Source organism: Mycolicibacterium thermoresistibile, assembly GCF_900187065.1.
GTDB lineage: Bacteria > Actinomycetota > Actinomycetes > Mycobacteriales > Mycobacteriaceae > Mycobacterium > Mycobacterium thermoresistibile.
Window position 1 is genome coordinate 3,317,336 of the sequence record NZ_LT906483.1, and the last position, 13,626, is coordinate 3,330,961.

At 70.3% G+C, this 13,626-nt stretch carries 16 protein-coding genes and 1 tRNA gene; 4 read left to right on the forward strand and 13 right to left on the reverse strand.

Translation table 11 applies throughout. From position 1 onward, the window contains the following. Window positions 1-13: 13 nt before the first annotated feature. A tRNA-Leu gene (locus tag CKW28_RS15545) sits at window positions 14-98 on the reverse strand. Window positions 99-350: 252 nt separating this feature from the next. Between CKW28_RS15545 and CKW28_RS15550 the strand changes: the two genes are divergently transcribed. Together CKW28_RS15550 and CKW28_RS15555 are read left to right on the forward strand one after the other, a co-directional pair. Beyond that, complete coding sequence (locus tag CKW28_RS15550; RefSeq protein WP_040547109.1) at window positions 351-743, forward strand: hypothetical protein; 393 nt, start codon at window positions 351-353, stop codon at window positions 741-743. After that, a complete protein-coding gene (locus CKW28_RS15555) occupies window positions 740-1,087 on the forward strand; it encodes a DUF3817 domain-containing protein (RefSeq protein WP_003926089.1) in 348 nt (115 codons plus the stop codon). Before CKW28_RS15550 ends, CKW28_RS15555 begins: the two co-directional genes overlap by 4 nt. A 25-nt stretch (window positions 1,088-1,112) precedes the next feature. Here the strand turns inward: CKW28_RS15555 and CKW28_RS15560 are convergent, their stop codons facing one another. Genes CKW28_RS15560 through clpS form a run of 12 tightly spaced genes read right to left on the reverse strand, consistent with a single transcriptional unit; the run spans window position 1,113 to window position 10,095 of the window. Continuing rightward, entirely contained in the window at window positions 1,113-2,537 is a 1,425-nt protein-coding gene (locus tag CKW28_RS15560) for an MFS transporter (RefSeq protein ID WP_003926088.1), read from the reverse strand. A 53-nt stretch (window positions 2,538-2,590) separates the two neighbouring features. Further along, window positions 2,591-3,214, reverse strand: a complete 624-nt coding sequence (rdgB, locus tag CKW28_RS15565) for an RdgB/HAM1 family non-canonical purine NTP pyrophosphatase (RefSeq protein ID WP_003926087.1) — start codon at window positions 3,212-3,214, stop codon at window positions 2,591-2,593. A gap of 3 nt (window positions 3,215-3,217) precedes the next feature. Then, the gene (rph, locus tag CKW28_RS15570; RefSeq protein WP_003926086.1) at window positions 3,218-4,000 is read right to left on the reverse strand and encodes a ribonuclease PH; all 783 of its coding nucleotides are present in this window, start codon (window positions 3,998-4,000) and stop codon (window positions 3,218-3,220) included. A 54-nt stretch (window positions 4,001-4,054) separates the two neighbouring features. After that, complete coding sequence (locus CKW28_RS15575; RefSeq protein WP_040547107.1) at window positions 4,055-4,852, reverse strand: cyclic nucleotide-degrading phosphodiesterase; 798 nt, start codon at window positions 4,850-4,852, stop codon at window positions 4,055-4,057. Between the two features lie 58 nt (window positions 4,853-4,910). Further along, window positions 4,911-5,738 (reverse strand): glutamate racemase, encoded by an 828-nt coding sequence (gene murI, locus CKW28_RS15580; RefSeq protein ID WP_003926084.1) that lies wholly within the window; start codon window positions 5,736-5,738, stop codon window positions 4,911-4,913. Then, window positions 5,735-6,415, reverse strand: a complete 681-nt coding sequence (locus CKW28_RS15585; protein ID WP_003926083.1) for a rhomboid family intramembrane serine protease — start codon at window positions 6,413-6,415, stop codon at window positions 5,735-5,737. Before CKW28_RS15585 ends, murI begins: the two co-directional genes overlap by 4 nt. After that, window positions 6,406-7,368 (reverse strand): cysteine synthase, encoded by a 963-nt coding sequence (locus CKW28_RS15590; protein ID WP_003926082.1) that lies wholly within the window; start codon window positions 7,366-7,368, stop codon window positions 6,406-6,408. The genes CKW28_RS15585 and CKW28_RS15590 overlap by 10 nt, the downstream gene beginning before the upstream one ends. Window positions 7,369-7,374: 6 nt before the next feature. After that, on the reverse strand, window positions 7,375-7,656 hold the full coding sequence (locus CKW28_RS15595; protein ID WP_003926081.1) for a MoaD/ThiS family protein: 282 nt from the start codon (window positions 7,654-7,656) through the stop codon (window positions 7,375-7,377). Window positions 7,657-7,658: 2 nt separating this feature from the next. Continuing rightward, on the reverse strand, window positions 7,659-8,132 hold the full coding sequence (locus CKW28_RS15600) for a M67 family metallopeptidase (RefSeq protein WP_435405806.1): 474 nt from the start codon (window positions 8,130-8,132) through the stop codon (window positions 7,659-7,661). 4 nt (window positions 8,133-8,136) lie between these two features. Next, on the reverse strand, window positions 8,137-9,189 hold the full coding sequence (locus CKW28_RS15605) for a P1 family peptidase (RefSeq protein ID WP_003926079.1): 1,053 nt from the start codon (window positions 9,187-9,189) through the stop codon (window positions 8,137-8,139). Next, entirely contained in the window at window positions 9,186-9,788 is a 603-nt protein-coding gene (gene aosR, locus CKW28_RS15610; protein ID WP_003926078.1) for an oxidative stress transcriptional regulator AosR, read from the reverse strand. Before aosR ends, CKW28_RS15605 begins: the two co-directional genes overlap by 4 nt. 4 nt (window positions 9,789-9,792) lie before the next feature. Then, window positions 9,793-10,095: an ATP-dependent Clp protease adapter ClpS gene (gene clpS, locus CKW28_RS15615; RefSeq protein WP_040547105.1), complete on the reverse strand. Its 303-nt coding sequence runs from the start codon at window positions 10,093-10,095 to the stop codon at window positions 9,793-9,795. A 93-nt stretch (window positions 10,096-10,188) separates the two neighbouring features. Between clpS and CKW28_RS15620 the strand changes: the two genes are divergently transcribed. Further along, on the forward strand, window positions 10,189-11,511 hold the full coding sequence (locus CKW28_RS15620; RefSeq protein WP_003926076.1) for a nicotinate phosphoribosyltransferase: 1,323 nt from the start codon (window positions 10,189-10,191) through the stop codon (window positions 11,509-11,511). A gap of 44 nt (window positions 11,512-11,555) precedes the next feature. Next, a complete protein-coding gene (locus CKW28_RS15625; RefSeq protein WP_003926075.1) occupies window positions 11,556-13,583 on the forward strand; it encodes an ATP-dependent DNA helicase in 2,028 nt (675 codons plus the stop codon). Window positions 13,584-13,626: the final 43 nt, after the last annotated feature.

Here is a 13,626-nt window from a genome sequence, read left to right on the forward strand (position 1 = left end):
TACCTGCGCCGTGTGGTGCGGGCGGGGGGACTTGAACCCCCACGTCCGAAGACAATGGAACCTAAATCCATCGCGTCTGCCAATTCCGCCACGCCCGCAGCGCTCGCGATCGTACCGCCACTTCGCACGCAGGTTGTCGGTGGCAGCCGATACGCTGCGCTTCTGACGCCCTTCGAATCCGAGACGCCCTTCGAATCCACGACACCGAAGCGTCGCAGCACACGGTGATCGGTCGCGACCACTTCTCCCACCGGTGTGCGTCCACCGCACAGCCACCGCGGCCCGGCTCGACGGGTTCATCGGACCGAAGGCCTGACACTCGATGAGGGGCGTCGCGGTACCGTGGAGGCGTGTCCACTACGCGTCGTAGGAGACCGGCGTTGATCCTGTTGGTGATCACCGCCGCCGCGGGCTGCCTGGCACTGGCCTGGTGGCAGTGGACCCGCTTCGAATCCGCCTCGGGTGATTTCCAGAATCTCGGCTACGCGCTGCAGTGGCCGCTGTTCGCCGGATTCTGTGTGTACGCGTACTTCAAGTTCGTCCGGTACGAGGAGTCACCACCCGAACCGAAGCGAGACACCCCGACCGAGCTGCCCGCCGGTCTGCTGCCGGAGCGTCCCCAACCGGCCACCCCGGCCGACGACGCCGACGATGATCCGACGTTGCGGGAGTACAACGCGTACCTCGCTCAACTCGCCGCCCAACTCGCCGATTCCGACAAGCAGGACAGGACCAGTACATGAGCGCCCCCGACACACCGGCCCCCATCACCGCACCGATCGAGACCATCCGCAAGGCCCTACTGGGTTACCGGATCATGGCCTGGGCCACCGGTCTGTGGTTGATCGCGCTGTGCTACGAGATGGTGATGAAGTACGGCTACGGCGTCGAGGGGCTGAACTGGATCGCCGTCGTCCACGGCTGGGTGTACTTCGTCTATCTGCTGTTCACGGCAAACCTGGCGGTGAAGGTGCGCTGGCCGATCGCCAAGACCATCGGGGTGTTGCTGGCCGGCACCATCCCGCTGGTGGGTCTGATCGTCGAGCACTTCCAGACCCGCGACCTCAAGGCCCGCTTCGACATCTGAGCGGCCGCGCCCGGGCCGGCGGCCGCTACCGGCCGGCGGACGTCACCGCCTCGACCGGCGCCGCCGGTGCGTCGTCGGCGACCTTCGAACGCGGAATCGCCAGCGCGATCAACGCGGCCAGCCCCGCCGCGCCCGCCGCGATCAACAGCGCGGCGACCAACGCCGGACGCGTCGGCACCTCGTGGCCGGCGATGGTCGTCGTCATCGCACCGATCACCGCGCCGATCACCGCACTGGACAGCGACGTGCCCAGCGACCGGGCCAGCTGGTTGATGCCGTTGGCCGCCGCGGTCTCCGACACCGGGACCGCGGCGATGATCAATGTCGGCATCGACGCGAACGCGAAGCCGACCCCGACACTGGCCACCACCCCGAACAGGCTGACCTGCCAGGGCGCGCCCAGCAGCTGGGTGCCGGCGACGTAGGCGCCGCAGATGACGGTGCAGCCGACGCAGAGCGTGAACTTCGGCCCGAGCCGCGCCATCACCCGGGCAGCGATCGGCGCGGTCACCATCATCGCCAACCCACCGGGCGCCATCCACAGCCCGGCCTCCAGCATGGACAGGCCGAGCCCGTATCCGGTCGAGGTGGGCAGTTCCAGGATCTGCGGGCCGACCAGTGACAGCGCGAACATCGCGAACCCGACCGAGACCGACGCCAGGTTCGTGGTCAGCACCGGCAGCCGGGCGGTGGTGCGCAGATCCACGATCGGCGACGGCGAGCGCAGCTCCCACCATCCGAACAGCACGAAGATCACCGCCGACGCGGAGAACATGGCCAGCGTCGTCGCGCTCGTCCAGCCCCAGCCGGCCCCCTTCGAGATGCCCAGCAGCAGGGTGATCAGCCCGGCCGCCAGCCCGAGCGCCCCGACCGGGTCGAACCGGTCCCGGGCCACCGGCGGCACGTGCGGCACCAGCGTGGTGAACACCACCATCGCCGTGAGACCCAGCGCGGCCGAGAACCAGAACAGCATGTGCCAGTCGAAGTTCTGCGCGATGAACGCCGACAACGGCAGTCCGAGCGCCCCACCCACACCCAGCGAGGAGCTCATCATCGCCATCGCCGACCCCACCCGGTCGGGCGGCACGCACGCGCGCATGACGCTGATGCCCAGCGGGATGATCGGCAGCCCGAACCCCTGCAGACCGCGCCCGAGCACCAGTGGGAGCAGCGACGTGGAGGTCGCCGCGATGAGCGAGCCGACCGTGAGCAGCGCCGCGCACGCGATCAGCAGCCGCTTCGGGCCGTACATGTCGCCGAGCCGGCCGAACATCGGGGTCGCGACGCAGGCGGTCATCAAGGTGGCGGTGATGACCCACGAGGCGTTGGTGGGGCTGGTGTTCAGCAGCCGCGGCAGCTCCGGCATCAGCGGAATGACCAAAGTCTGCATCAACGACACGCAGATGCCGGCCGCCGACAGGGCAGCGATGAGGAGTCCGGGCCGGCGCACGACCGGCAGCTTACCCCTTAGATTGCCTATATAAAATTTTTCGTCCGGGTGAATCAGCTCACCAGCCTGCGCAGCGCGGGAACCAGCTGCGCCAACGCGCGGCCGCGGTGCGAGGCGGCGTCCTTCTCGGCGGGCGACAATTCGGCGGCCGTGCGGGTCTCCCCCGCCGGGATGAACACCGGGTCGTACCCGAAGCCGCCGTCCCCGCGCGGCTGCCGGGCGATGCGGCCCGGCCACACCCCCCGCACCACCACGTGGTCCTCGTCGCCGGGACCGTACACCAGCGCACACGCCGACACGAACGCCGCACCGCGCCGCCCGTCGGGCACATCGGCCAGTTGGGCGAGCAGCAGATCGGTGTTGGCCCGGTCCCGGGTCGCCGCGTCGCCTGCGGTCGCCGACCACCGCGCCGACAGCACCCCGGGCATCCCGTTGAGGGCGTCGACCTCCAACCCGGAATCGTCGGCGACGGTGGGCAGTCCGGTGGCGCGGAACGCGTCGCGGGCCTTCGCCAGCGCGTTCTCCTCGAAGGTGGCGCCGGTCTCGGGCGCGTCCTCGAACGGCGGCACATCGTCGAGGGACAGCAGGCTGAGCCCGGTGAGCCCGGCCGCGTCCAGCACCCGGTGCAGTTCGGCCAGCTTCTTACGGTTGCGGGTGGCCACCAGGAGCCGGGTCATCGATCAGCTTCCGAACGCCTTCTTCGGCGGCGACGTCGGCGCCGGCAGCACCCCGGGGTACGGCAGTTCGAGGGCCTCGCGCTGCACGGCAAACAGCTGATCGCATGCCGCCAGCGCGGCATCGAGCATCTTGTCCAGCGTCGAGCGCGGGAACGTCGCGCCCTCCCCGGTGCCCTGGACCTCCACCAGCGTGCCGGTGTCGGTGGCCACGACGTTCATGTCCACCTCGGCGCGGGCGTCCTCCGAGTACGGCAGGTCCACCCGGACCCGGCCGTCGACCACGCCGACGCTGATCGCCGCGATCGCACAGGACAGCGGCCACGGGTCGGACAGTTTCTCGGCGGCCGCCAGGTAGGTCACCGCATCGGCCAGGGCGACATAGGCGCCGGTGATCGCCGCGGTGCGGGTGCCGCCGTCGGCCTGCAGCACATCGCAGTCGATCGCGATCGTGTTCTCGCCCAAGGCGTTCAAGTCGATACAGGCGCGCAGCGACCGGCCGATCAACCGGCTGATCTCCTGGGTGCGGCCACCCAGCCGGCCCTTCACCGACTCCCGGTCGGAGCGTTCGTGGGTGGCCGCCGGCAGCATCGCGTATTCGGCGGTCAGCCATCCCTGTCCGGAACCCTTGCGCCACCGCGGCACACCTTCGAGCACACTGGCCGTACACAGCACCCGGGTGTGCCCGAACTCCACCAGCACCGAACCGGCGGGGTGTGAGGTGTAACCACGGGTGATGACCACCGGCCTCAGCTCATCGTCGAGCCGGCCGTCTTCTCGTCTGGACACGGAGCCAACCCTAATGGTTCGAGCCGGATCGGTTCGAGTCCGAGCGGCTCGGACCTACCGGCCGGAACGCCGCCGGTCCGGGTGGGCGCTGACCTCGAAGGTCTCGCCGGCCTGCACGGCATGCACGGGGCCGTCGAACTCCGCCTTGGCTTCGCTGGTGACCTCCTCGCGGCAGGTCCACGGCGGGATGTGGGTCAGCAACAGTTCCTTCACCCCGGCCTTGGCCGCGATCTGACCGGCCTCGGTCCCGGACAGGTGCAGTCCGGGCGGCCGGTCCGGCGCATGCGTCCAGGACGCCTCGCACAGGAACACATCGGCATCGCGCGCCAGCTCGACCACCGCGTCACAGGCGCCGGTGTCTCCGCTGTAGACCAGCGTGGCACCGGACGGATCGGTGATCCGCATCCCGTATGACTCGATCGGGTGGCAGACCAACCGGGGCGTCACGGTCAGCTCGCCGATGCGGACCGGACGGTTGTCCACCCAGTTGCGGACCTCGAAGACATCGGAGAAATCGTCGATCTCCCCGCCCTCGGGAGAGGACGCCGCACCCAACCGCGCCCAGGTGTTGGCCGGGCCGTACATCAGGCCGCGTTCCTTGGGCGGCACCGGGTGGTAGCGCCGCCACACGAACAGGCCCGGCAGATCCAGGCAGTGGTCGGCGTGCAGATGCGACAGCAGCACATGCACCGCACTGGGGTCGGCATGACGTTGCAGGGCACCCAACACGCCGCCACCGAAGTCCAGGACCAACGGCGGGGTGTTCGGCGCGGTCAACAGATAACCGGAGGCTGGCGAATCGGGTCCGACAACGCTGCCGGAGCATCCCAGGACGGTGATTCGCACGCACACTAGCTTGCCATGTCCGGTATCGCGGTGACGAAGACATGGGCGCTTTACGCGACGAACATCATCGGCGCCCGGGGACGTGATGTGCGACCGGCCGGACCCCGTCGAGTGTCGGCCCGAGGAAACGGGCCGCCAACGTGGTGAAACCTTCCGGATCCCCGGTGGCCTCGAACACCCGCCGCGGAGGTCCCGCGTCATGGGGGCGCAGCAGATCCCGCTCGGTGAGTACCCGCAGCAATTCCTTGGCGGTCTCCTCGGCGCTGGACACCAGGGTCACGTGGTCGCCCATCGCCAGCTGGATCAGCCCGGACAGCATCGGGTAGTGCGTGCAGCCGAGCACCAGCGTGTCCACCCCGGCCCGCTGCAGGGGCTCCAGATAGCCCTCGGCCAGCCCCAGAACCTGGCGGCCGCTGGTGATCCCGCGCTCGACGAAATCGACGAACCGGGGACAGGCCACCCCGAAGATCTCGGTGTCGCGGGCGGCGGCGAACGCATCCTGATAGGCCCCGGAGGCGATGGTGGCCGCGGTGCCGATCACGCCGATCCGCCCGTTGCGGGTGGTGGCGACCGCACGCCGCACCGCCGGCAGGATGACCTCCACGACCGGCACCGGCGCGTACCGTTCCCGGGCGTCGCGCAAACACGCCGCCGAGGCCGAGTTGCACGCGATCACCAGGGCCTTCACCCCGCGCTCGACCAGATCGTCGCCGATGGCCAACGCGTGCGCCCGGATCTCCGGCAAGGTGAGCGGCCCGTATGGACCGTTGCCGGTGTCGCCGATGTAGATGATCGATTCGTCGGGCAGCTGGTCGATGATGGCGCGGGCGACCGTGAGACCACCGACCCCGGAGTCGAAGATGCCGACCGGGGCGAACGCGTCGCCGCTCATCGGGTTAGCCGCGGCGGCTGGACCGGGCGCCGCAGCGCCCGCGCCCTCCGCTCCGGTCCGGACAGTACGTAGGCGGCGATCACACCGGCGATCGCCCCGCACAGGTGGCCCTGCCAGGACACCCCGAATGTGCCCGGCAGCACGCCCAGCAGGATGCTGCCGTAGATCAGCAGCACCATGATCCCGACGGTGATCTGCCAGACCTTGCGGGTGAAGAACCCGAACACGATGAGGAAGGTCAGCCACCCGAAGATCAGCCCGGAGGCGCCGATGTGCACCGTCGAGACCCCGGCCGGCGCCCCGAGATCACCGATCAGCCAGGTTCCGAGGCCACCGAGGATCCAGATGATCGCGGTGGCGAAGATGAACCGGGACATACCGGCCAAGGTCATCAGGAAACCCAGCACCAGCGCGGGGCCGGTGTTGGCCATCAGATGTTCCCAGCCGCCGTGCAGCAGCGGCGCCAACAGCACACCGGTCAGCCCGTCGGTGTCCAGCGGCCGGATCCCGTTCTGGTCCAACTGGTTTCCGGTCACCGCATCGTAGGCTTCGATGACGTAGAGCAGCGCCACGAAGGTCAGGATGGTCAGGCCACCGGTCACCCACGGGGGACGTTTGCGGGACGGCTGCGACGACGGTCCCGGACGCGCCGGATACCCCCCGCCTGTCATGCCCATAGCTGCCCTTCCAGCGCGTCTTCGGCCTCATCCAGGCTACCGGTGTAGGCACCGGTGGACAGATACTTCCACCCGGCGTCGGCCACCACGAACGCGATGTCGGCACGTTGCTGCGCCGTGACCGCCTTCGCCGCCATCGCCAGCGCGGCGTGCAGCACCGCGCCGGTCGAGATCCCGGCGAAGATGCCCTCGGTCTGCACCAGCTCGCGGGTGCGGCGGATCGCGTCGAACGAGCCGACCGAGTAGCGGGTGGTCAGCACGTCCGGGTCGTAGAGCTCCGGGATGAAGCCCTCGTCGATGTTGCGCAGCGCGTACACCCCTTCGCCGTAGCGGGGTTCGGCCGCGACGATCTGCACGCCGGGGACGCGTTCGCGCAGGAACCGCCCGGTGCCCATCAGGGTTCCGGTGGTGCCCAGACCGGCCACGAAATGGGTGATCTCGGGCAGGTCGGCCAGCAGTTCCGGGCCGGTGCCGTCATGGTGCGCAGCGGCGTTGGCGGGGTTGCCGTACTGATACAGCATCACCCACGACGGGTTCTGCGCGGCCAGTTCCTTGGCCCGGGCGACGGCGGTGTTCGAGCCGCCCTCGGCCGGTGAGTAGATGATCTCGGCGCCGAACAGTTCCAGCAGTTGGCGACGTTCCACCGAGGTGTTCTCCGGCATCACGCAGATCAACCGGTAGCCCTTGAGCCGGGCGGCCATCGCCAGCGAGATGCCGGTGTTGCCGCTGGTGGGCTCGAGGATCGTCGCCCCGGGCGACAGCAGGCCCTGCCGTTCGGCGTCCTCGATCATCCGCAGCGCGGCCCGGTCCTTGATCGATCCGGTCGGGTTGCGGTCCTCCAGCTTGGCCCACAACCGCACGTGCGGTTCGCCGTCCCAGCGGGGCGACAGCCGCTGCAGCCCGACCAGCGGGGTGTTGCCGAGCGATTCGAGCAGCGAGTTGTAGCGGGTCACGAACGTCTAGCCACCCGCGACGGCCGGCAGGATCGTCACCGAGTCGCCGTCGGAGATCTCGGTGTCCAGGCCGCCGGAGAACCGGACGTCCTCGTCGTTCACGTAGATGTTGACGAAGCGGTGCAGCCTGCCCGGGGAGGACGGGTCGACCAACCGCTCGGCGATCCCGGAGTAGTTGGCCTCGAGATCGTCGATCACCTCCTTGAGCGTGCTCCCCTCGGCGGAGACCCGCTTCTCGCCTCCGGTGTGCACGCGCAGGATGGTCGGAATCGACACGGTGACGGTCATCGCTACGCCTTTCCGTACTGCTCGACGATATTGACGGGTTCTTCGGTGACCACCCCGTCCACGATGCGGTAGCTGCGCAGCTCGTGGCGGTCCGGGTCACGGGTGGACACCAACAGGTAGTGCGCGTCCGGTTCGGACGCCAGGTCGATGTCGGTGCGGCTGGGGTAGGCCTCGGTGGCCGTGTGGGAGTGGTAGATGACGATCGGGGCCTCTCCGTTGTCCTCCATCTGCCGCCACACCTTGAGCTGTTCCATCGAGTCGAAGCGGTAGAAGGTGGGCGACCGTTCGGCGTTGAGCATCGGAATGTGCCGCTCCGGACGATCGGAACCCTCCGGACCGGCCAGCACCCCGCAGGCTTCGTCGGGATGGTCGGCGCGCGCATGGGCCACCACCGCGTCGACGAGATCCCTACGAATCACCAGCACTGCGCGCGCTCCTCTGCTCCATCCGCCTGCCCCGGATCGTCGGTCGGGGATCGGGTCACCCCAGCGCTCCGGGCAACATGTCCCGGTACGCGGGTATTCCGGCCACCGGTTCGGCGGCCAGCACCCCGGCCAGCACGGCCCGGGCCAGACAGTCCGCCGCGGCGGCCCCGACCTCGGTGATCAGCGCCAGCTCCGGCGACATAGCGATCGGGGTGTCGGGCCGCGGCGGCACCTCGACCGCCCCGGTGGCCAGTGCGAAAACCGTATCCCCGTCCAGCGGGGTGTGGGCCGGCCGGATCGCCCGGGCCAGCCCGTCCTGCGCGGCGACCGCGACCCGGCGGCAGCCCGCCGGGCTGAGCGCGGCGTCGGTGGCCACCGCGGCAAGGGTGGTGTTCAACGGGCTCTTCTCGGCGTCCAGCGCGGCGAACCGGGCGATCTCGTCGGCCGGCGGCGGGTGCAACCCGAACTCGGCGATCAGATCGGCCTGCCAGGGCAGCCCGGTGTGCGGGTCGACGACGTTGCCCGCCGCGTTCACCACGGCCAGCGCGCCGACGGTGACGGTCGTGTTCCCCGCGTCGGTGCTGCACTCCACCGTCGTGGACGCCGTGCCGATGCCGCCTTTGAGCACGCCGGCGCGTGCGCCGACCCCGGCGCCGACGGTGCCGATGGTGACGTCGCGACGGGCACTCCGCGCGGCCGCGTAGCCGAAGCCGGCGTCGGGTCGGCACTGCCAGCCGCCGACCGGCAGGTCGAAGATCACCGCACCCGGCACGATCGGCACCACCCCGCCGTTCATCGCCACCCCGCGGTTCTGCTCCTCCAGATACCGCATCACCCCGTCGGCGGCGGCCAGGCCGTAGGCACTGCCGCCACTCAGCAGGACGGCGTCGACGTGGCGCACCGAATTGGCCGGATCGAGCAGGTCGGTCTCCCGGGTGCCGGGTGCGCCGCCGCGCGCGTCCACCGCGCCGACGGTTCCGGGCGGGGTGAGGATCACGGTGGTGCCGGTCGCCCAACCGGAACCCATCGTGGCGTCGTCGTCCAGCCGGGAATGGTGGCCCACCAGGATCCCCGGCACATCGGTGATCGAACCGGTGGCCGGGATCATCGGCCGGGCCTGTCGAGAAGCCCGAGCACCAGATACTCCTGCAGGACGGTCAACCACTGGTAGACGTCGTGGTGTCCGGCGAGCGGGTGGTCGTCGGGCAGCCGTTCCGGCCCCTCCGGGCCCACCCCGAGCATGGTGCCCAGCGCCAGCCTGATGTCGTTGACCGCCGCCGCCCACGCCTCGGCCTCGGCCTCGCTGAGGTCGACCTTGCCACCGCGTTCCGGCAGGGTCTGCAACAGTTGTTCGGCCGATTGCCGCTTGGCGTCGAGGATCTGCGGTTCGTGCAGGCTGCGCAGCGCGCTGTTGAGGCTCTCCACGTCCTGGGCCGAACCGGCGTCGGCGGAGTCCGGGTCATCGCCCGGCGGCCGGTGGAAGTCCGGCAACAACCGCTGCAGGGTGGCGTCGGGAGGCGGTGTGGTGTGGCCGGTCCGCATCCCGGTCAGCTGCGCAAGTTCGTCTCGGGGAGCGGAGGATTCCCGCTCCTCGAGCATCGCCAACAGCGATGTCGTCAGGTTGCGCAGCAGTGTCGCTTCATGGCTTTCCAGGGCCGAGCGGAACCTCGGCCCGGAGGCGGTCTGCACCCGTTTCCACAACCGCACGACGTCAGCGGTCCTGTTGCATGGTCGCCCACAGACCGGCGGCATGCAGTCGGGACACGTCGGCCTCCATCGCTTCCCTGCTGCCGGACGACACCACCGCCTTGCCCTCGTGGTGGACCTGCAGCATCAGCTTGGTGGCGTGAGCTTCGCTGTAGCCGAACAGTTTCTGGAACACGTAGGTCACATAGGTCATCAGGTTGACCGGATCGTCCCACACGATGGTCACCCACGGGACGTCCGTGGCCTCCACCGGTGAGACGTCGGAGTCCTCGCGTGTTCCCGGTCGGGTCCCCGCTGGAGTAACCATGCCCACCAGAATAGCGAGCCGGGTTTGCGCGCCGGAGGACCGAGCCGGGTCGGCGAACCGGGTTCGCCGCCGAAAAACCGTTACGGTTGCGGTGTGACCGTCGCGCTGCTGACCGACAAGTACGAGTTCACCATGCTCGCGGCCGCGTTGCGGGGCGGCACCGCGCACCGGCGGACCACTTTCGAGGTGTTTGCCCGGCGGTTACCGGAGGGACGTCGCTACGGCGTGGTCGCCGGCACCGGGCGGTTCGTGGCGGCGTTGACCCGGTTCACGTTCGACGACGCCACATTGGATGTGCTGTCGGCCGACCTGGACGACGACACCCTGAACTTCCTGTCCGATTACCGGTTCCGCGGCGACGTCGACGGCTATGCAGAGGGCGAGCTCTACTTCCCGGGCTCCCCGATCCTGGCGGTGCACGGCACCTTCGCCGAGTGCGTCCTGCTCGAGACGCTGGCACTGTCGATCCTCAACCACGACACCGCGGTCGCCTCGGCGGCCGCCCGGATGGTCACCGCCGCCCAGGGCCGCACCCTGATCGAGATGGGGTCGCGCCGCACCCACGAGGAGGCCGCGGTGGCCGCCGCCCGGGCCGCCTACCTGGCCGGGTTCGACGGCTCATCCAATGTCGAGGCGTACCGCCGCTACGGGGTGCCGGTGCTGGGCACCAGCGCGCACGCCTTCACCCTGTTGCACACCACCGACGGAACGTCCTTCGCCGACGGAGAGAAGGCTGCGTTCCGTGCGCAGGTCGACACGCTGGGTGTGGGAACCACCCTGCTGGTCGACACGTTCGACATCGCCGAGGGGGTCGCCCACGCGGTCGAGGTGGCCGGCACCGATCTCGGCGCGGTGCGCATCGACTCCGGCGATCTGGGGGTGCTGGCCCGGCAGGTGCGCGATCAGCTCGACCGGTTGGGCGCCACCAGGACCAAGATCGTCGTGTCCGGCGATCTCGACGAGTTCGCCATCGCCGCGCTGCGCGCCGAACCGGTGGACAGCTACGGGGTGGGCACATCGGTGGTGACCGGGTCCGGGGCCCCGGCCGCGGGCCTGGTGTACAAGCTCGTCGAGGTGGACGGCATCCCGGTGGAGAAACGCAGCACCCACAAGATGTCGCGGGGCGGCCGTAAACAGGCGCTGCGGCTGATGAAACCCACCGGAACCATGGTCGAGGAGGTGGTCCACCCGTACGGTCGGCCGCCGGAGATCCCGGCGGGCCTGCACGCCCGGCCGCTGACGGTGCAGTTGGTGCGCGACGGTGAGCCGGTCGCCGATCTCGGCCTGCCGGCGGCCCGGGAACGCGTCGCCGCCGGACTCCGTAGCCTGCCGTGGGACGGGTTGAAGTTGTCGCGCGGTGAGCCCACGATCCCGACCCGGATGATCCCGCCGGCCCCGTCCGGCCAGAACCGGTAGGAGGAGCCACGCCCGCCGCAGATGTCACCGACGTCACCGAACTGTTGGCCAAGGCGGTCGCCGCGGTAGGTGGCACCGAACGCCCCGGTCAGGTGGAGATGGCCCGGGCCGTCGCACGCGCCTTCACCACCGGCGAGCATCTGGCCGTGCAGGCCGGCACCGGCACCGGCAAGTCGTTGGCCTATCTGGTGCCCGCGATCGCCAAGGCCGTGGAAACCGACGAGCCGGTGGTGGTGTCCACCGCCACCATCGCGTTGCAGCGTCAGCTCGTGGACCGCGACCTGCCCCGGGTGGTCGATGCGCTGGCCGGATCGTTACCGCGCCGGCCCACCTTCGCCTTGCTGAAGGGCCGCGGAAACTACCTGTGCCTGAACAAGATCCACAACGGATCCGGCACCATCGGCGCGGGGGAGGCCGAGGCCACCGAGCAGGCGGTGGCGGAGTTGTTCGATCCGGCGCCGGTCACCGCGCTGGGCCGTGACGTCCGGCGTCTCACCGAATGGTCGTCGCAGACCTCGACCGGTGACCGCGACGAACTCCGCCCCGGGGTGCCGGACCGGTCCTGGGCGCAGGTCAGCGTGTCGGCGCGGGAGTGCATCGGGGTGGCCCGCTGCCCGTACGGAACCGACTGTTTCGCGGAGCGGGCCCGTGAGGTCGCGGGCCGTGCCGACATCGTCGTCACCAATCACGCGCTGCTGGCGATCGACGCCATCTCCGACGCCGCGGTGCTGCCCGAACATCATCTGCTGGTCGTCGACGAGGCCCACGAACTGGTCGACCGGGTCACCTCGGTGGCCACCGCCGAACTGTCCGCGACGGCGATGGCGGTCGCGCACCGCCGGTCAGCCCGGCTGGTGTCGCCCGAACTGGCCGAACGGTTCGAGGCCGCCACCACCACGACGGCGTCGGTGCTGCACGACACCCCGCCCGGGCGCATCGACCACCTCGACGACGAGACCGCCACCCATCTGACCGCGCTTCGCGACGCCGCGCACGCGGTCCGCGCGGCGATCGACACCGCCCCCGGCGATCCGAAGGCGGCGTCCGCACGCGCGGAGGCGGTCACCGCGGTCGGCGAGGTGGCCGACACCGCCGCGCGGATCCTGGACGCGTTCGTGCCGGCAATCCGCGACCGCACCGAGGTGGTGTGGCTGGAGGCCGGTGGCTCGGGGCCCGGGGACACCGCCAACACCCGCGCGGTGCTGCGGGTGGCTCCGCTGTCGGTGTCCGGGCTGCTGCGCACCCGGGTGTTCGAACACTCCACGGCCGTGTTGACGTCGGCGACCCTGGCGCTGGGCGGCAGATTCGACGCGATGGCCCGGGCCTGGGGGCTGGCCACCGACGACGAACAGGTGCGGTGGCGCGGACTCGACGTCGGATCGCCGTTCGAACACGCCAAGTCGGGCATCCTCTACGTCGCCGCGCATCTGCCGCCGCCGGGACGGCCCGGCGCCGCCGACGACAATTCGGCGGGCCGCTCCCCTGCCACCGCGCCGGCCACCGCGCCCGAACAGCTCACCGAGATCGCGGAGTTGATCACCGCGGCGGGTGGCCGCACGCTGGGCCTGTTCTCGTCCATGCGCGCCGCCCAGACCGCCGCGGAGGAGATGCGCAGACGATTGTCCACCCCGGTCCTGTGCCAGGGCGAGGACACCACCTCGGCGCTGGTGCAGCGCTTCGCCGACGATCCACCGACCTCGCTGTTCGGCACGTTGTCGCTGTGGCAGGGTGTCGACGTGCCGGGGCCGTCGCTGTCGCTGGTGATCATCGACCGCATCCCGTTCCCGCGTCCGGACGATCCGCTGTTGACCGCGCGCCAGCGGGCGATCGCGGCCCGCGGCGGCAACGGTTTCATGGCGGTCGCGGCCAACCATGCGGCGCTGCTGCTGGCACAGGGCACCGGCCGATTGTTGCGCCGCGGCGATGACCGCGGTGTGGTGGCGGTGCTGGACTCCCGGATGGCCACCGCCCGCTACGGCGGATACCTGCGCGCGTCGCTGCCGCCGTTCTGGACCACCACCGACCCGACGACGGTGCGCCGCGCGCTGGAACGGTTGGCGGCGAGCCGGTGAACCCGGCGATCCGGCGGCCGGTGCCGCCACTGTTCACTATCCT

Excerpts from the sequence above, each read along its gene's own strand:
- CKW28_RS15555 (WP_003926089.1), top strand. The coding sequence starts at position 740 with ATGAGCGCCCCCGACACACCGGCCCCCATCACCGCACCGATCGAGACC.
- rdgB (WP_003926087.1), bottom strand. The coding sequence starts at position 3,214 with ATGACCCGGCTCCTGGTGGCCACCCGCAACCGTAAGAAGCTGGCCGAA.
- murI (WP_003926084.1), bottom strand. The coding sequence starts at position 5,738 with ATGAGCGGCGACGCGTTCGCCCCGGTCGGCATCTTCGACTCCGGGGTC.
- CKW28_RS15585 (WP_003926083.1), bottom strand. The coding sequence starts at position 6,415 with ATGGGCATGACAGGCGGGGGGTATCCGGCGCGTCCGGGACCGTCGTCG.
- CKW28_RS15595 (WP_003926081.1), bottom strand. The coding sequence starts at position 7,656 with ATGACCGTCACCGTGTCGATTCCGACCATCCTGCGCGTGCACACCGGA.
- CKW28_RS15605 (WP_003926079.1), bottom strand. The coding sequence starts at position 9,189 with ATGATCCCGGCCACCGGTTCGATCACCGATGTGCCGGGGATCCTGGTG.
- clpS (WP_040547105.1), bottom strand. The coding sequence starts at position 10,095 with ATGGTTACTCCAGCGGGGACCCGACCGGGAACACGCGAGGACTCCGAC.